Here is a 15,741-nt window from a genome sequence, read left to right on the forward strand (position 1 = left end):
GGCGCGAACCTATTCCGGCACGTGCCTCACAGCACCCTTGTCGGCGCTGGTGGCGAAGGCGGCATAGGCGCGCAGGGCGGTCGTCACCTTGCGCTTGCGCTTTTCCTCCGGCTTCCAGGCCAAAACGCCCTTGGCCTCCATAGCCGCACGACGCGCGTCAAGTTCAGCGTCGTCGACCGCAAGGCGGATGGTGCGGTTGGGGATGTCGATCTCGATCGTGTCGCCCTCCTGCACCAGTCCGATCAATCCGCCTTCCGCCGCTTCCGGCGAGGCATGGCCGATGGACAGGCCTGACGTGCCGCCGGAGAAGCGGCCGTCGGTGACCAGCGCGCAGGCCTTGCCCAGACCCTTCGACTTCAGATAGCTGGTCGGGTAGAGCATTTCCTGCATGCCGGGGCCGCCGCGCGGCCCCTCATAGCGGATAACGACGACATCGCCGGCCTTGATCTCGTTGGACAGGATCGCCTTGACGGAGGCGTCCTGGCTTTCGAACACACGCGCCGGGCCGGTGAATTTCAGGATCGACTCGTCGACGCCCGCGGTCTTCACGATGCAGCCATCGAGCGCCAGATTGCCTTTCAGCACGGCAAGGCCGCCATCTTTCGAGAAAGGCGTCTGCGCCGAACGGATGACACCCTTCTCGCGGTCGAGATCAAGCTCATCCCAGCGGCGGTCCTGGCTGAAGGCGACCTGCGTCGGCACGCCGCCCGGCGCCGCGAGGAAGAAATCGCGGACGTTCTGGCTGGTCGTGCGCGAAATGTCCCAATGGTCGAGCGCCTCGCCGAGGCTTGCCGTATGCACGGTCGGCAGATCGCGATTGATCAACCCGGCGCTGTCGAGCTGGCCGAGGATAGCCATGATGCCGCCGGCACGATGGACATCTTCCATATGGACGTCGGATTTCGCCGGCGCCACCTTGCACAGCACCGGGACGCGCCGCGACAGCCGGTCGATGTCTTCCATGGTGAAATCGACCTCGCCCTCATGCGCGGCAGCCAGGATGTGCAGCACGGTGTTGGTCGAGCCGCCCATGGCGATGTCGAGCGTCATGGCGTTCTCGAAGGCGCCCTTGGAGGCAATGCTGCGTGGAAGCGCGGTTTCGTCGTCCTGTTCGTAATAGCGCTGGGCGAGATCGACGACCAGATGGCCGGCCTCGACGAACAGGCGCTTGCGATTGGCGTGCGTGGCCAGCGTCGAACCATTGCCGGGCAGCGACAGGCCCAGCGCCTCGGTCAGGCAGTTCATCGAATTGGCGGTGAACATGCCCGAGCAGGAGCCGCAGGTCGGGCAGGCCGAGCGCTCGATGACCTTGACGTCCTCGTCGGAGATCTTGTCATCGGCGGCAGCAACCATGGCATCGACCAGATCGAGCGCCTGCGTCTTGCCGGCGAGCACCACCTTGCCGGCTTCCATCGGTCCGCCCGAGACGAAGACGGTCGGGATGTTGAGGCGCAGCGAGGCCATCAGCATGCCCGGCGTGATCTTGTCGCAATTGGAGATGCAGACCATGGCGTCGGCGCAGTGCGCATTGACCATGTATTCGACCGAGTCGGCGATCAGCTCGCGCGACGGCAGCGAATAGAGCATGCCGTCATGGCCCATGGCGATGCCGTCATCGACGGCGATGGTGTTGAATTCCTTGGCGACGCCGCCGGCCTTTTCGATCTCGCGCGCCACCAACTGGCCAAGGTCCTTGAGATGGACATGGCCCGGCACGAACTGGGTGAAGGAATTGACCACGGCGATGATCGGCTTGCCGAAATCACTGTCCTTCATGCCGGTGGCGCGCCACAGGCCGCGGGCGCCGGCCATGTTGCGGCCATGAGTGGTGGTGCGGGAACGATAGGCGGGCATGAACTTTCCTTAGCTGGCTGGCCGCGCCGAGGCATGGCGCGGCGGCGCTGAATTCGGACCGCAGGCGTTATAGACGCCGAAGCCTGGTCTGGCCACAATTTTGCAATGCGCCAGATTCCCCCAGGAAAATTCGATGACATTGTCGGATTGCGTGCCGCCCAGGCGTCCTTGGGCAAACGGCAGGGCAAATGACGTCAAGCCAGCCGTTTCATTGTGCTAGCCAACTGAAACAGCCCGAGGAGCAAGACATGCAAAAGATCACCACCTGCCTGTGGTTCGACGGCCAGGCCGAAGAGGCGATGAATTTCTACGTCTCCATCTTCAAGAATTCGAAGGTGCTGAGCGTGATGCGCTGGCCCGAAGGCCACGCCGATGAAGGCAAAGTGCTGGTGACCACGTTCGAACTCGACGGCGTGCAGTTCCAGGCGCTCAACGGCGGACCGCAATTCAAGTTCAACGAGGCGATGTCACAGTCGATCGACTGCAAGACGCAGGAAGAGGTGGATTATTTCTGGGACAGGCTCATCGAAGGTGGCGGCGAACCGTCGCAATGCAGCTGGCTGAAGGACAAATTCGGCATCTCCTGGCAAGTCGTGCCCGAGCAACTGCCGCGCCTGCTTCTGGATCCGGACCGGGCCAAGGCGGGCCGGGTGATGTCAGCGATGATGCAGATGAGCAAGATCGACATCGCCAAGATCGAAGCGGCGGCGAAGGGGTGAAAGTAAGTGAGTAGTGAGTAGTGAGGCCTCCAATGACTACTGACTACTGACTACTGACTACTGACTAAAATCATGCCGCCTTGTCACGGACCTGATAGTCCTTGACCGCCGCAAAACGGATCGCCTTCCAGCGCTCGGCCTCGTAGTTGAGCGAGAAGGCGTGCTGGGCGAGGAACACCGGGTCGTTGTCGAGGTCGCGGGCGATGTCGCCGCGATGCGCCTCGATGAAGCGCTGCACCTCGGCCTTGTCGTCGGCCGAGATCCAGCGGCAGACGGAAAAGCGCGACATCTCGAAATCGACGGGCAGCGTGTATTCGAAGTTCAGCCGCTCCTTGAGCACGTCGAGCTGCAGCGCGCCGACAACGCCGACGATCGCCGGCGAGCCGTCCTCCGGCGAGAACAGCTGCACCACGCCTTCCTCGGCCATCTGATGCAGCGCTTCCTTGAGTTTCTTGGCCTTCATGGCATCGCCAAGGCGGACACGGCGCAGGATTTCCGGAGCGAAGTTGGGCACGCCGCGGAACAGGATTTCCTCGCCTTCAGTCAAGGTATCGCCGATGCGCAGCGTGCCGTGATTGGGAATGCCGACGACGTCGCCGGCAAAGGCCTCGTCGGCGGTGACGCGGGTGCGGGCGAAGAAGAATTGCGGCGCCGACAGGCTCATCGGTTTTCCCGTGCGCACCAGCTTGGCCTTCATGCCGCGCTCGAGCTTGCCCGAGCAGACGCGGACGAAAGCGATGCGGTCGCGGTGATTGGGGTCCATGTTGGCCTGGATCTTGAAGACGAAGGAGGTCATCTTCTCTTCGGTCGCCTCGACCTTGCGGGTGTCGGCCTCCTGCGCGCGCGGCGGTGGTCCGTAGGCGCCGAGCGCCTCGATCAAGTCGCGCACGCCGTAATTGCGCAGCGCCGAGCCGAAATAGACCGGCGTCAGGTGACCTTCGCGGAAGGAATCGATATCGAGCGGACGGCAAGCTTCGCGCGCGAGTTCCAGTTCCTCGATAAAGGCCTCGCGCTCGTTTTCCGGCAAAAGACCGGCGACGCGGTTGGAATCGGGACCGTTGACCGGCGTGCGCTCCTTTTCGGCGTCGCCCCTGCGCACGGCGTTCAGCGCCAGATGGTAGGTGCCGGCAAAGGTCTTGCCGCGGCCGATCGGCCAGGTGATCGGGGCTGTGTCGAGCGCCAGTTTTTGCTCGATCTCGTCGAGGATCTCGAACGGGTCGCGGCTTTCGCGGTCCATCTTGTTGACGAAGGTAATGATCGGGATGTCGCGCAGCCGGCAGACCTCGAACAGTTTCAGCGTGCGCGGCTCGATGCCCTTGGCGGCGTCGATGACCATCACGGCGGAGTCGACCGCCGAGAGCGTGCGATAGGTATCGTCGGCGAAATCCTCGTGGCCGGGCGTGTCGAGCAAGTTGAAGACATTGTCCTCATATTCGAAGGTCATCACCGAGGTGACGACCGAAATGCCGCGCTCGCGTTCGATCTTCATCCAGTCGGACCGGGTCTGGATGCGGTCCTTCTTGGCCTTGACCTCGCCGGCAAGCTGGATGGCGCCACCGAACAGCAGCAGCTTTTCGGTCAGCGTCGTCTTGCCGGCGTCGGGGTGCGCGATGATCGCGAAAGTGCGGCGCCGCGATACCGCGTTTTCAATGTCTTCAGCCAATTTGTGGAATCCTGTCTGTGGCGCGGGCTTCTAGCAGCGCTTTTGTGGCCTGTCGACGGTTTTGGGCACATCGGCATCAACGCCACTGCAAGATTGACTGCTGGCAGAGAGACCGCGTCCTTCAAGTCCGTAAGCCGCGGAGACCGCCCTTGGCACCGAATCTGGTGACTGACGAAATTTCGGATCGATCAATGCCGATATCGCGCAGCAGGTAGTCCGGCAATTCGTCCAGCAATGCGCGGTCCCTGTAAATACGCCGAAGACGCGCGAGAATACGGAGGCCCGACCGAGATATTTCAATGGCTGCAGCGAAGAAGCGACCGATGACGGACTGATGGACGATGAATTCCGGTCCCGAATGAAGGATTGGCATGGTCTTGTTTCCTTTTGTTTGAACTAAGAAATCGGGAGGGCCGTGCAAATGACCTCCCAGGAAGTGTCGCGCGTCACGTCCGTCAGGACATGTCGTGTTCGCAGCTCACATAAGGGTTCCAGTCGGCGAAGATGCCGGCCGGATTGTGCCGCCAGTGCCAGACGTGGAGCTCGTAGTAGGGGTCAACGGGGTGAACGCCGACCGTCGTCTTGCGCTGCAGGGTGCGGCCGAGGAATTCGGGGACGCCTTGGCCTTTCCAGTCCTTCTCGAAGACGATGTATTCCATGCCAACGAGTTGCATGGAGCCGCCGGACTCCGGTTCGTAGGTCAGCACGTCCGGCTCGCCGAGCACCAGCTTCCCGTCGCCGGCACGGCCAGGATGGATGAAGTGCACGCCCATGTTGCCGTGCTCGTCATGCATGGTGCATTCGAACAGCTGCTGGTAACCGTCGGCCTTGGCGACCTCGATGTTGAGGTATTTCGCCGCCATTTCCCGGGACCGATTGAGCACCGGGTCAGCCATGTCATGGGCATCCGTGGTGCCGCAGGCGAGTGCCGAGGCCCAAATGACTCCCGACAACGCCATGCCGAGGATGAGGTTTGCGAGGAGTTTCACGGTCCTCATGCCCCAGCGCGATCGGAAGCAGTGGTCGGGTCGAACAGGCGCTTGACCTGCGTGATCTTTGTGGCGGGGAAGCCGCTCATCTTGGCATGGCGCTGGATGATCGCTTCGTCCTCCGCGAGGTAGACGCAAAACGTCTTGTCGTCCGCCACGAATGACTCGATCCATTGAATTTCCGGGCCGAGTTCGGCGAGAACGGCGTTCGAGGCCTTGGATGCCTCGCGAAGCTGCTCACGCTCGAAAGTACCGACCTTCGGGATCTCCCGTTCGATGATGTATTTGTGCATTTTCATATCTCCTTGTGTTGGGTTCAGATGCTGCCGGAATCGCGGCCGGTGACATCGCCGGGGCTGCTGAGCTAGAATGCTCCTTGGCTCGCCAGGCACATGGAGAATGGCAGGAGGGGCGGGTTACAGTCCTTACGCCGCTCTTATCTTCTTCTGATCTTTACCTATTGTCGTAGGAGGAATGCTGCCGATGGGGGTCTATTGCTTCGGCGACTTCGAGTTGAACGAGGAATCCCGGAGCCTTCGTCTCTCCGGCCGGGAGATCGAGGTCCAGCCTCTGGTGTTCGATTTCCTGGCTATTCTTCTGCGCAATCAGGACCGGGCCTTGAGCAAGGAGGAATTGCTCGAGACACTGTGGCCAGGCGTAACGGTGACAGAGGCATCGCTGCAGCGTGTTGCCAGCCTGGCTCGCGGCATTCTTCGCCAGGGCGGCATGGAGGCGGCGCTACGCAACCTGCCCCGGTTCGGCTACCGGATGTGTGTGGATCTCCCAGCAGTTTCGGAGCGAGGGTCCCATCTCCCAGATCCGTCGATTGTGGGTTCGACCCCTAGCCTCCGGATCCTGGCCGCGCGGGCAGCTGCTTCGGCCAGGAAATGGCACGAAGCCTCGGCGTCGTTCGCCGAAGCGGACGCCGCCGATGAGTTGCTGACGGCCGATCTCGAGGAGTGGGCGCTAGCCTTGGAATGCATGGGACGGCCGGTCGAAGCCATTGCGCCGCTGACGCGCGCGGTGAGGGCATACAGCATTGCCGGGGAGGGTTCGCGGGCGGGAGCGCCGGCAATCACACTTGCAAGAATCCATCTGGAACGAGGAGAGCTTGCTGTCGCGAAAGGCTGGCACCAGCGGGCGGCGGCATTGATCGGCACCGCCACCGATAGCCGGGAACACGGACTGTGGTGCTGGATGGGGTCGCGGATCAAGGCAGCGGACGCGGAGCCGGAACAGGCGCTGGCGTTTGCCGAACAGGCCTGTGTCGTTGGCAAACACCTGGAAGATCCCGTCGTGGAGTCCCTCGGCCTTATCTATCGCGGTTTTTTCAAGCTTTGCCTTGGCGAGACCCAATCCGGGCTCGAAGACCAGGACTTCGCCGCCGCGCTCGGTTTGTCCAGCGACGTCGATCCGGTGGTCGGCGGAATCCTCTATTGCAACGTTCTTTGGGCCTGCAGAAATTTCGGCGACTGGTCGAGAGCGAACCAGTGGACCCTCGGCTACGAGAACTGGTGCAGGGGCCATGGCCTAGAGGATCTGTCGGGCTCGTGCCGGCTGCATCGGGCCGAGGTGCTCGGCGTGCACGGCACGCTGAAGGAAGCGGAGGCACTGGTACGTGCCGCCCTCGACCAACTTGCGCTCGACGCGCCTTGGGCGACGGGCGACGCGTTGCGTGTACTGGGCGACATTCATCTTGCCGCAGGAGACCTCAACGAGGCGGAAGCTGCGTATCGTGGCGCCCATGCGGTCGGCTGGGATCCACAGCCGGGCCTCGCGCTGCTGCAACTTGAGCAAGGACAGGCGGAGGCAGCATTCAATGCTCTCGAGCGGTCCCTGATCGGGTCAGCATGGCCAACGCTGCAGCGCCGAGGTCTGATACTCGCCACCCTGGCCAAGGTGGCGGTACGAACGGATCGGCTGGAGCGTGCGAAGGAGGTCATTGCCGAATTGGAGACGCAGCCCCAGCGCTGGCCGATGGCATCCATCCGGGCGCTTACCTCGGAAGCCAAGGCCGAGCTCTTCATGCGGGAAGGCCGTCTGGCAGAGGCTGTCGGAGAACTGCAAGTTGCATGTTCGCGCTGGAATGAAATCGGGTCGGCAATCAATGCGGCCAACGCGCGGCTGTCGCTCGCGGCGCTGCTCATTCAATTGGGCGATAGCACTGGAGCAGAATTGGAACTCGGCACCGTGCTGACGATCGCAAGGAAAGTCGACTCGTCGCGGCTGATACGGCGGCTCGATGAGCTGAAGGGGCTCTCCGGCGCGAAGAGCGAAGCGCTCGGGTAGCGCGTAAAAGACCTTAGGGTTTTCTTTCCGACAACGACTTATAGCCCCATCGACAGGCTGCCGGCCGAACCCCACCATCGAAAGCTCGGCTGCTGTTGCGATCGACCGTGCGCAGTGCCATGACGAAGACCGATCCGACAGGGGCCAAAAATGAGCAATCCGAAACAAATCATCGTCATCGGCGCCGGTATCATTGGTGCTTCCATCGCCTGGCATCTGGCGGTGGCCGGAGCGGAGGTGACGGTGATTGCCGACAGCGGCGCCGGTGGCGTCGCCACGCCGAATTCCTTTGCCTGGATCAATGCCAGTTGGGGCAATCCCGAGACCTATTTTCGGCTGCGCACCCGCGCGATGGCTGAATGGACGCGGCTGGCGCAGGACCTGCCCGGCCTGCCACTCGCCTGGTGCGGCGGCCTGTGCTGGGATCTGCCAGCGGCCAAGCTCGAGGCCTATGCCACCGAGCATTCCGCCTGGGGCTATGGCATGGAGCGTGTCGACCGTGCGCGGGCAGCGCGCATCGAGCCAAATCTGGCCGAACTTCCAGATTTCGCCCTCTATGTACCTGGGGAAGGTGTCGCCGAACCTGTCGCCGCCACGCGCGCCCTGCTGGCCGATGCCGAACGGCGCGGCGCCCGCATCCTGGCCGGGGCGGCTGTGACCGCGCTGGCGCAGACTAACGGCAGGGTTGTGGGGGTGGACACGTCTTCCGGGCTGATTGCCGCCGACGAAGTGGTGGTCGCGGCCGGTGTCGGATCACCGGACATAGCCGCGACGGCTGGCGTAAAATTGCCGATCGAGACCCCGCCAGGCCTGATCGTCCATTCACGCCCCTTTGAAAAATTGCTCAACGGCCTGGTTCTGGCAGAGCGGTTGCATATGCGCCAGACGGCGGAGGGCCGCATCATCGCGGGCTCGGATTTCGGCGGCGCCGATCCGGGCATGAATGCCGAAGCCACCGCGCGCGACCTGTTCGCGGCGATGAAAGCCATGTTGAGAGGCGCCGATGGACTGGAACTCGATTTCCATACGGTCGGCTACCGGCCGACGCCGATCGATGGCTTTCCGATCATCGGCCGCGCCGAGGGCGTGCCCGGCCTATACGTCGCGGTCATGCATTCCGGTGTCACGCTGGCGCCAGCCGTCGGCCTGTTCGCTACCCGCGAAATACTCGACGGCGAGCGCGACCCGCTATTGACGCCGTATGGCTTGGCGCGTTTTGCTCGGTAGGCGGAAGGCATTGAACCAATTATGACAAGGTTAGCGGGCTCAGCCAACGAGTGCGAGTTTCGCTGTGGCCGGAGCGAAGGGTCGAACTCTCATGCCTGATGTCGTGATGGTGACGAAGCTAGCCGGTGGGATCATCTGCCACTCGCCGTCACGGTCGAACGGCTCCGAAACGATGCAGCGACCACCGTCCCTCAGGGCAGCAGTGTATAGGCTTGGCGCGTAATCGTCGGTGGAGTAGCGAACGGCATGCAGCGCCTGCCCATCGGAGAAGGCAGCTGTCAGTTTCAGCGCCGGTGCAAGGCCGGCGCTAAGCGAGGCCTCCAGCACCCTGCTGGTTGCACGCGAGACAGCGCCTTGCGGATCCCTGGCCAGGCCTTCGTCCATCATCATCAGAAAGAACAGCTCTGAGTCGGTGGTGCCTTCGCGCTGGTCGAAAACAGCGTCAGAGAGCGAATTCTCCAGCCTGCGGCGGATTTTCTCGAAGCCGCCGATCTGGCCGTTGTGCATGAACGACCAGCGGCCGGAAACGAAGGGGTGGCAGTTCATGCGGCTGGTGGCGCCGCCGGTCGAGGCGCGCACATGGGCGAGGAACAGCCCCGATTTGATCTGTCGGCATATGCTCCTCAGATTGGGGTCGGACCAAGCCGGCAGTACGTCGCGGTAAAGACCAGGCTCTGGCCGGCCACCATACCAGGCGACACCAAAACCGTCGCCATTGGTCGGTGATTTTGCCTCCCGGGCGCGATGGCTCTGGGCGATCAGTGAATGGCTAGGCGCGGTGACGATATCCTCGAGGAAGATCGCTTCGCCAAGATAGGCCGCCCAACGGCACATTTTTCCATTTCCTCTGCTGTTCACCCGCTCCGAGAAGCTTGCGGATGAATCCCGCTCGCCGCTGTCAGGCAGAGCGAGAATTGCAGGGTGGGCAGGCAAGTGTCCTTACGCCGTTCTTATATTCTTCTGATCCTTTGTCTCTTTTTGTGCAACGAGACGCTGCCAACGGGACAGTTGCTCCGGATGATCCGGCGCGAGTCCAGGCCAGATTCGGCATTCGAGGATTATGCACGACCTGGATTGCGCTTCAGCTGACCAGCGACAGCTTGGCTGTAGCGGATACAAACGGACGGATAATGATGCCGTCCCGGGTCATGGTGACGAAACTCGACGGCGGGATGGCCTGCCAGTCGCCGCCGTCTCGGTCGAACGGCTCGGAGACAATGCAGCGGCCGGCGCCCTTGGCAGCGGTGTAGAGCGTCGGCGCGTGGCCGTCGCTGGCATGGCGCACAGCGTAGAGCGCTTGCCCGTCCGAGAAGGCGGCGGTGAGTTTCAAAGCCGGCTCAAGACCGGCGCGGCGGGAGGCGTCGATGACACGGCTGGTCGCGCGGGCGACAGCGCCTTGCGGATCACTGGCCAGACCCTCGTCGATCATCAGCAGGAAAAAGAGTTCGGAATCGGTGGTGCCTTCGCGCTGGTCGAAGACAGCGTCGGAAAGCGAATTTTCCAGCGCGCGGCGGATCTTCTCGAAGCCGCCGATCTGGCCGTTGTGCATGAACGACCAGCGGCCCGAGATGAACGGGTGGCAGTTCATGCGGCTGGTGGCGCCGCCGGTCGAGGCGCGCACATGAGCGAGGAACAGGCCGGAGCGGATCTGCCGGCACAGGCTCTTCAGGTTGGGATCGGACCAGGCCGGCAGGATATCGCGATAGAGGCCGGGCTCTGGCCGATCGCCATACCAGGCGAGCCCGAAACCGTCGCCATTGGTCGGCGACTTGGCTTCCTGGGCGCAATGGCTCTGGGTGATCAGCGAGTGGCAGGGCGCGGTGACGATGTCTTCGAGGAAGACCGCTTCACCAAGATAGGCCGCCCATCGGCACATTCGCTTCTACCGTTCGCTATGCGCGATCCATGAGAGCCGCCGGCTCCTTGACCGCGTGTGGGCCTCTGTTGTGCGTGCGCTCGTAGAGCTCACGGACGATTCGGCTGGCGGTAGTCTCAAACAGAAATGGCAAGAAAGCGTGAATGAACGCGGCGCCCGCGGCCATGGACAGGCGCGAGCAGAACCACGCGGCAAAGGCCATATGGCTGAAATAGGTTTCGCCCACCTTGGCCGGGTGAGAGGTGAAGAGCTTGGCAAGCCGTGCCGTCATGATGATCCTCTCCTGCCGGGATAAGCCCCGATGTTAAGTATCCTGGCACGGGCTCGCGGTGCATCGGTCTCAAATTGTCCTTGTTTCTGGTGATTGTTTGGGACAAACATCCCAAATGGCGCCCGATATCGATGAAATCGATCGAAGATTGCTGGCCGAGTTGCAGCGCGACGGCACGTTGTCGGCCGACCAGTTGTCGGAACGGGTGGCCTTGTCGCGCAATGCCTGCTGGCGTCGCGTCAAGCGGCTGGAGGAGGATGGTGTCATCACCGGGCGGGTGGCGCTGGTCGATGCCGACAAGCTTGGGCTCGGCCTCTCTGTGTTCATCCTGATCCGCACCTCCAACCACGATCCGGACTGGCTGCGGAAGTTCCGCGCGGCGGTGACCGGTTTCCCCGAGATCACCGGGGTCTACCGCATGTCCGGCGATCTCGACTATGTGCTCAGGGCCCGCGTCGCCGACATGAAGGCCTATGACCGGCTCTACCAGCGGCTGATCGCCAAGGTGGCGCTGTCGGATGTTTCGGCCTCGTTCGTCATGGAAGAGATCAAGGAAACGACAATCGTTCCGGTGGAACTGCGTTGAGGCGGAACTACCTAAAAAGAAAGCCGTTGATAGCCCTGCGGCCGAGTTGACCGAATCGGCATTCGTGCCGATAGGAGTGGCTTTATGCGTGCTGCCCTTTATCCCACTCCCGTCATCGGCCCCTCCGTCGGTTTCGTCAGGCTGCCGCATGGCGAAGGCCTGCCGCTGCCGGCCTATGAAAGTGCGGGTGCGGCGGGCATGGATCTGCGCGCCGCAGTGCCGGATGATCGGCCGCTGCTGATCCTGCCCGGGAAACGCGCATTGGTGCCGACGGGGCTGATCCTGGAAATCCCGGAAGGCATGGAAGGCCAGGTCCGGCCGCGTTCGGGACTTGCCTTCAAGCATGGCCTCACCTGCCTCAACACACCGGGCACCATCGACAGCGACTATCGCGGCGAGGTGAAGGTGCTGCTGATCAATCTCGGCGAAGAGGATTTCGCGGTGACGCGCGGCATGCGGATTGCCCAGATCGTCTTTGCGTCGGTGATGCAGGCGACGGTCGAGGAACGCACATTGGCCGGCGGCACGGCGCGAGGCTCGGGCGGGTTCGGATCGACCGGCACGGCCTGATGAGCGTAGCGAAATGAGAAAACCCAAGCTCGTCATCTTCGATTGCGACGGGGTTCTGGTCGACACCGAGAACCTGGCCAATCACCGCCTCGCCGAATGGCTTACTACCGCCGGGTATCCAGCCAGCTTCGAATATTGCCGCAAGAATTTTTCCGGCCGCAGCATGGTCTCGGTGCAGAAGGAGGTCGAGGCCGTCGGCGTCAGCCTCGGCGTCGATTTCGTCGATCGCTGGAACGCCGGCCTGCCGGATCTGTTCGCCCATGGCGTCGAAGCGATCCCCTATGTCAGGGACTTCATCGAGGCTGTTCACGCAGCCGGCATCCCAGCTTGCGTCGCATCGTCGGCACGCGTGTCGAAAATGCACATCACGCTCGGCCAGACCGGGCTTTTGCCGCTGTTCGAGCATGCGCTGTTCAGCTCCACCATGGTCTCGCGCGGCAAGCCATTCCCCGACCTGTTCCTGCACGCCGCAACCACGATGGGCTTCGCGCCCGCCGACTGCATCGTCATCGAGGACAGCGTCGCCGGAACACAAGCCGGCATTGCCGCCGGCATGCGGGTGTTTTCCTATCACGGCGACCCCTATTCCGACCGTGACGGCCTCGCCGGAGCCGGCGGCATCCTGTTCGATGACATGCGCGAGTTGGCCGGGCTGGTGCCGATCCACTGATGTAATGTGAAGTTCGGATTCGACAGGGCAATCGCTTCAGGCCTGAGTTCCCCCCTCGTTCTTACCCATTCCGGACGTCGGCGCTGCCCCTCATTGCCCTACCGGGCATTTCTCCCCGTATAGTGACGGGGAGAAAGACGCCTTCGCAAAGGATTTCGCCAATAACTAACGTTGCAAAAGAAGCGCCAAGGTTGCGGCCAGCCCTCTTCTCCCCGTCACTATACGGGGAGAAGGTGCCGGCAGGCGGATGAGGGGCAGCGCCAACTTCAACAATTAATCGTCTCCCAACGAGCACTGGACAAATTGTCAGCAGAAAACGCCAAACGCTTCTGAACCAATCGCATTCGTTTGCCCGGCACAAATCGGCACGCTAGAATCCTTTTCACATCTTTGCATCTGAAGAGGAGCATTCATGGACAAGGGCAAGATCTTTCGCGACCTGCATGCCTCGATCTTCGTCATGCCCAATCCGTGGGATGTCGGCACGACGAAGCTGCTCGCCTCCTTCGGCTTCCAGGCGCTGGCGACGACCAGCGCCGGCTTTGCCTTTTCGCGCGGCCTGCCCGACGGCGCGGTGACCTTCGACGCCATGATCCATCACTGCCGCGAGGTGACGGTGGCGACCGCCCTGCCGGTCTCGGCCGATCTCGAAAAGGGCAAGGGCGATAGCGCCACAAGTGCCGCCGAGACCATCTTCGCGGCCGAAGCGGCGGGCCTCGCCGGCTGCTCGATCGAGGACCATACCGGCGAACCCGACAAGCCGATCTACGATTTTTCGCATGCGGTCGAGCGCGTCGCTGCCGCGGCGGAGGCGGCACGGGCGCTGAAGCGCGATTTCGTCTTCACCGCGCGGGCCGAGAATTTCCTCTGGGGCAAGACCGACATCGACGACACGATCAAGCGGCTGCAAGCCTTCGAAAAGGCCGGCGCGGACGTGCTGTATGCGCCGGGCATCGGCGATATCGAGACGGTGCAGACCATCTGCTCGTCGGTGAGCAAGCCGGTCAATGTCATGGCGAGGCCTGGCTTCACCGTTGCCGATCTTGCCCTGGCAGGCGTCAAGCGCATTTCGCTCGGGCCCTGGCTGACCAATTTCGCTTTCGGCATGCTGGAGACAGCGGCACGCGAGATCCAGCAGGACGGCACGTTCGGCTTCACTCGCGCCGCCATGCCTTTCAGCAAGCTGCAAGAGCTGTTCTCCAAATCCCCGGCTTAGATGGGCCCCGACGCATGACGCTCACCGTCGTCGACATGCACACCGGCGGCGAGCCACTCAGGATCGTCACCGGCGGCTATCCCGCGATACCCAAGGGCACCATCCTGGAAAAACGCGCCTATGTGCGCGATCACCTCGATCATCTCCGAAAGATACTGATGTTCGAGCCGCGCGGCCATTACGACATGTATGGCGCGCTATTGGTCGAGCCCGACCTGCCCGGCGCCGACCTCGCGGTGCTGTTCATGCACAATGAGGGCTATTCGACCATGTGCGGCCACGCCATCGTCGCGCTCGGCCGCTATGCCGTCGACGAGGGGCTGGTGGCCCGGCGGGAGCCGGTGACGACAGTCAACATCGAGGCGCCATGCGGGCTGGTGGTGGCTTCGGTGGAGGTCAGGGATGGCAGAGCGGGTGCGGTGTCGTTCGAAAGCGTGCCGGCCTTCCTGTTCGCCCGCGACCAGCAGATCGAGCTGCCGGGTTTCGGGATGACAGGGTTCGACATCGCCTATGGCGGCGCATTCTACGCGCTGGCCGATTGCCACCAATTCGGCCTGGAATTCGGCAGGAGCCGCGTGCGAGATTTCGTCGATGCGGCAACGGTGCTGACGGAGACGCTGAAGGCGGAATTCCCGCTGTCGCATCCCGACCATGCCGATCTCGCCTTTCTCTATGGCAGCATCCTGACCGACGGCAGGGACGCGTTTTCCGGCGAGGCGACAAAGAACATCTGTGTCTTCGCCGAGGCCCAGGTCGACCGCTCGCCGACCGGCTCGGGCGTCACCGCACGGCTGGCGGCCATGCATGCCAGGGGCGAGATCGCGATCGGGCAGGCACGGATATTCGAAAGCATCGCCGGCTCGCGTTTTTCCGGCAGCGTGACACGGACGGCAAAAGCCGGACCGCATGACGCCGTCATCGCCCGCGTCGGCGGCCGCGCCTACTATTCGGGCCGGGCCGAATTCATCGTCGAGCCCGACGACGAGCTCGGACGCGGCTTCTTGCTGTTCTGAGCGATCTCCCGCCCCTCCCGTGCCGATATCGCCTTGTGCAGATGCACCATCATGGCGGCGGCGAAGAGCGGCGTTACCAGGTTGACTAACGGCACGGCGAGGAAGGCAGCGATGAGCAGGCCGGCCAGGAACACCGTGCCGGCATATTTCCGGCGCAGCGCCCTGGCCTCGGCCTCAGGCCGAAAGCGCATGGCGGCGAATTCAAAGAACTCGCGCCCAAGCAGATAGCCGTTGATGATGAAGAAGGCGGCGATGTTGACACCCGGCACCAGGAGCAACAGAAGAGCCACGATGTTGCCGACGATGACGACGCCGAAAAATTTTATCGCCAGCACCAGCGAGCGCAGCGCCGGCACGGCGCTGCCGGGCGGATCGCCGGGATAGTCGGTGCGCTCGACCACCTCGGCGACATCATCGAGGAACAGGCCGGCGACGATCGCCGTCGCCGGCGCGATGAGCAGCGCCATGCCGAAGGCAAGAGCGATAGCGGCGATGATGCCGCCCAGCCAGCCGGCCCAGGACGGCAGGCCAGGCATCAGTGCCTCAAGCCATGGCAGGGCCAGCCATTCGACGAGGCTGGTCAGCCCGAACCACAAGGCCACCAGTGCCAGCAAGGTGAGCCCCAGTGTCTTGATGAAAACCGAGCGGAATTCGGGTGAGAACAGCCGGCTCAAGGCGGCGCGGGCGGCGTCTGATATCACGGCGTTTTCGAACCCAATGTGTGAAGCCCATTTCGGGCAGGACGCTCCCGAGATAGGAAGGACCGGCCACCAACGCAACTGGGGCTGATAGAGCCGC

The 15,741-nt window shown here is 62.9% G+C and carries 17 protein-coding genes; 8 read left to right on the forward strand and 9 right to left on the reverse strand.

Annotated elements, in window-relative coordinates; translation table 11 throughout:
* Nucleotides 1-9 precede the first annotated feature (9 nt).
* Nucleotides 10-1,854, reverse strand: coding sequence for a dihydroxy-acid dehydratase (gene ilvD, locus AC0L2H_RS03730; protein ID WP_473588942.1), 1,845 nt, complete (start codon nucleotides 1,852-1,854; stop codon nucleotides 10-12).
* A 248-nt stretch (nucleotides 1,855-2,102) separates the two neighbouring features.
* Between ilvD and AC0L2H_RS03735 the strand changes: the two genes are divergently transcribed.
* On the forward strand, nucleotides 2,103-2,573 hold the full coding sequence (locus tag AC0L2H_RS03735) for a VOC family protein (protein ID WP_473588943.1): 471 nt from the start codon (nucleotides 2,103-2,105) through the stop codon (nucleotides 2,571-2,573).
* Between the two features lie 70 nt (nucleotides 2,574-2,643).
* On the opposite strand, the gene AC0L2H_RS03740 is transcribed toward AC0L2H_RS03735, so the two are convergent.
* The 4 genes from AC0L2H_RS03740 to AC0L2H_RS03755 form a co-directional block, all read right to left on the reverse strand.
* Complete coding sequence (locus tag AC0L2H_RS03740; RefSeq protein WP_473588944.1) at nucleotides 2,644-4,236, reverse strand: peptide chain release factor 3; 1,593 nt, start codon at nucleotides 4,234-4,236, stop codon at nucleotides 2,644-2,646.
* Nucleotides 4,237-4,357: 121 nt separating this feature from the next.
* A complete protein-coding gene (locus tag AC0L2H_RS03745; protein ID WP_473588945.1) occupies nucleotides 4,358-4,609 on the reverse strand; it encodes a DUF1127 domain-containing protein in 252 nt (83 codons plus the stop codon).
* An 82-nt stretch (nucleotides 4,610-4,691) separates the two neighbouring features.
* Entirely contained in the window at nucleotides 4,692-5,225 is a 534-nt protein-coding gene (locus AC0L2H_RS03750) for a hypothetical protein (protein WP_473588946.1), read from the reverse strand.
* Nucleotides 5,226-5,230: 5 nt separating this feature from the next.
* A complete protein-coding gene (locus AC0L2H_RS03755) occupies nucleotides 5,231-5,518 on the reverse strand; it encodes a DUF4242 domain-containing protein (protein ID WP_473588947.1) in 288 nt (95 codons plus the stop codon).
* Between the two features lie 181 nt (nucleotides 5,519-5,699).
* Here AC0L2H_RS03755 and AC0L2H_RS03760 point away from each other — a divergent pair, with 181 nt between their 5' ends.
* Nucleotides 5,700-7,514, forward strand: a complete 1,815-nt coding sequence (locus tag AC0L2H_RS03760; RefSeq protein WP_473588948.1) for a winged helix-turn-helix domain-containing protein — start codon at nucleotides 5,700-5,702, stop codon at nucleotides 7,512-7,514.
* Between the two features lie 150 nt (nucleotides 7,515-7,664).
* The gene (locus tag AC0L2H_RS03765) at nucleotides 7,665-8,741 is read left to right on the forward strand and encodes an NAD(P)/FAD-dependent oxidoreductase (RefSeq protein ID WP_473588949.1); all 1,077 of its coding nucleotides are present in this window, start codon (nucleotides 7,665-7,667) and stop codon (nucleotides 8,739-8,741) included.
* 39 nt (nucleotides 8,742-8,780) lie between these two features.
* Here AC0L2H_RS03765 and AC0L2H_RS03770 read toward each other — a convergent pair whose 3' ends face one another.
* From AC0L2H_RS03770 to AC0L2H_RS03780, 3 genes are all read right to left on the reverse strand, one after another.
* Nucleotides 8,781-9,575, reverse strand: a complete 795-nt coding sequence (locus tag AC0L2H_RS03770) for a class II glutamine amidotransferase (RefSeq protein WP_473588950.1) — start codon at nucleotides 9,573-9,575, stop codon at nucleotides 8,781-8,783.
* A 247-nt stretch (nucleotides 9,576-9,822) separates the two neighbouring features.
* Nucleotides 9,823-10,617: a class II glutamine amidotransferase gene (locus AC0L2H_RS03775; protein ID WP_473588951.1), complete on the reverse strand. Its 795-nt coding sequence runs from the start codon at nucleotides 10,615-10,617 to the stop codon at nucleotides 9,823-9,825.
* Nucleotides 10,618-10,633: 16 nt separating this feature from the next.
* Nucleotides 10,634-10,888: a DUF6356 family protein gene (locus tag AC0L2H_RS03780; RefSeq protein ID WP_473588952.1), complete on the reverse strand. Its 255-nt coding sequence runs from the start codon at nucleotides 10,886-10,888 to the stop codon at nucleotides 10,634-10,636.
* Between the two features lie 115 nt (nucleotides 10,889-11,003).
* Between AC0L2H_RS03780 and AC0L2H_RS03785 the strand changes: the two genes are divergently transcribed.
* The 5 genes from AC0L2H_RS03785 to AC0L2H_RS03805 all read left to right on the forward strand — a co-directional run bounded on the left by AC0L2H_RS03785 (nucleotide 11,004) and on the right by AC0L2H_RS03805 (nucleotide 14,943).
* Nucleotides 11,004-11,474 carry an Lrp/AsnC family transcriptional regulator gene (locus tag AC0L2H_RS03785; RefSeq protein ID WP_473588953.1) on the forward strand — a complete coding sequence of 157 codons (471 nt, stop codon included), beginning with the start codon at nucleotides 11,004-11,006 and terminating at the stop codon, nucleotides 11,472-11,474.
* An 84-nt stretch (nucleotides 11,475-11,558) separates the two neighbouring features.
* Entirely contained in the window at nucleotides 11,559-12,044 is a 486-nt protein-coding gene (dut, locus tag AC0L2H_RS03790) for a dUTP diphosphatase (protein ID WP_107649309.1), read from the forward strand.
* A gap of 13 nt (nucleotides 12,045-12,057) precedes the next feature.
* The gene (locus AC0L2H_RS03795; RefSeq protein ID WP_473588954.1) at nucleotides 12,058-12,714 is read left to right on the forward strand and encodes an HAD family hydrolase; all 657 of its coding nucleotides are present in this window, start codon (nucleotides 12,058-12,060) and stop codon (nucleotides 12,712-12,714) included.
* Between the two features lie 412 nt (nucleotides 12,715-13,126).
* Nucleotides 13,127-13,930 carry an isocitrate lyase/PEP mutase family protein gene (locus tag AC0L2H_RS03800; RefSeq protein ID WP_473588955.1) on the forward strand — a complete coding sequence of 268 codons (804 nt, stop codon included), beginning with the start codon at nucleotides 13,127-13,129 and terminating at the stop codon, nucleotides 13,928-13,930.
* 14 nt (nucleotides 13,931-13,944) lie between these two features.
* Nucleotides 13,945-14,943 carry a proline racemase family protein gene (locus AC0L2H_RS03805; protein ID WP_473588956.1) on the forward strand — a complete coding sequence of 333 codons (999 nt, stop codon included), beginning with the start codon at nucleotides 13,945-13,947 and terminating at the stop codon, nucleotides 14,941-14,943.
* Here AC0L2H_RS03805 and AC0L2H_RS03810 read toward each other — a convergent pair.
* Complete coding sequence (locus tag AC0L2H_RS03810) at nucleotides 14,874-15,644, reverse strand: sulfate transporter family protein (protein WP_473588957.1); 771 nt, start codon at nucleotides 15,642-15,644, stop codon at nucleotides 14,874-14,876. The two genes, AC0L2H_RS03805 and AC0L2H_RS03810, sit on opposite strands and share 70 nt — an antisense overlap.
* Between the last annotated feature and the right edge of the window lie 97 nt (nucleotides 15,645-15,741).

It is taken from the genome of Mesorhizobium sp. WSM4871, assembly GCF_055811295.1.

What these genes read in the sequence shown, in the direction of transcription:
- AC0L2H_RS03755 (WP_473588947.1), bottom strand. Translation starts at nt 5,518, where the DNA reads ATGCACAAATACATCATCGAACGGGAGATCCCGAAGGTCGGTACTTTC.
- dut (WP_107649309.1), top strand. Translation starts at nt 11,559, where the DNA reads ATGCGTGCTGCCCTTTATCCCACTCCCGTCATCGGCCCCTCCGTCGGT.
- AC0L2H_RS03800 (WP_473588955.1), top strand. Translation starts at nt 13,127, where the DNA reads ATGGACAAGGGCAAGATCTTTCGCGACCTGCATGCCTCGATCTTCGTC.
- AC0L2H_RS03735 (WP_473588943.1), top strand. Translation starts at nt 2,103, where the DNA reads ATGCAAAAGATCACCACCTGCCTGTGGTTCGACGGCCAGGCCGAAGAG.
- AC0L2H_RS03745 (WP_473588945.1), bottom strand. Translation starts at nt 4,609, where the DNA reads ATGCCAATCCTTCATTCGGGACCGGAATTCATCGTCCATCAGTCCGTC.
- AC0L2H_RS03770 (WP_473588950.1), bottom strand. Translation starts at nt 9,575, where the DNA reads ATGTGCCGTTGGGCGGCCTATCTTGGCGAAGCGATCTTCCTCGAGGAT.
- AC0L2H_RS03760 (WP_473588948.1), top strand. Translation starts at nt 5,700, where the DNA reads ATGCTGCCGATGGGGGTCTATTGCTTCGGCGACTTCGAGTTGAACGAG.
- AC0L2H_RS03785 (WP_473588953.1), top strand. Translation starts at nt 11,004, where the DNA reads ATGGCGCCCGATATCGATGAAATCGATCGAAGATTGCTGGCCGAGTTG.
- AC0L2H_RS03780 (WP_473588952.1), bottom strand. Translation starts at nt 10,888, where the DNA reads ATGACGGCACGGCTTGCCAAGCTCTTCACCTCTCACCCGGCCAAGGTG.
- AC0L2H_RS03795 (WP_473588954.1), top strand. Translation starts at nt 12,058, where the DNA reads ATGAGAAAACCCAAGCTCGTCATCTTCGATTGCGACGGGGTTCTGGTC.
- AC0L2H_RS03805 (WP_473588956.1), top strand. Translation starts at nt 13,945, where the DNA reads ATGACGCTCACCGTCGTCGACATGCACACCGGCGGCGAGCCACTCAGG.
- AC0L2H_RS03775 (WP_473588951.1), bottom strand. Translation starts at nt 10,617, where the DNA reads ATGTGCCGATGGGCGGCCTATCTTGGTGAAGCGGTCTTCCTCGAAGAC.
- ilvD (WP_473588942.1), bottom strand. Translation starts at nt 1,854, where the DNA reads ATGCCCGCCTATCGTTCCCGCACCACCACTCATGGCCGCAACATGGCC.
- AC0L2H_RS03765 (WP_473588949.1), top strand. Translation starts at nt 7,665, where the DNA reads ATGAGCAATCCGAAACAAATCATCGTCATCGGCGCCGGTATCATTGGT.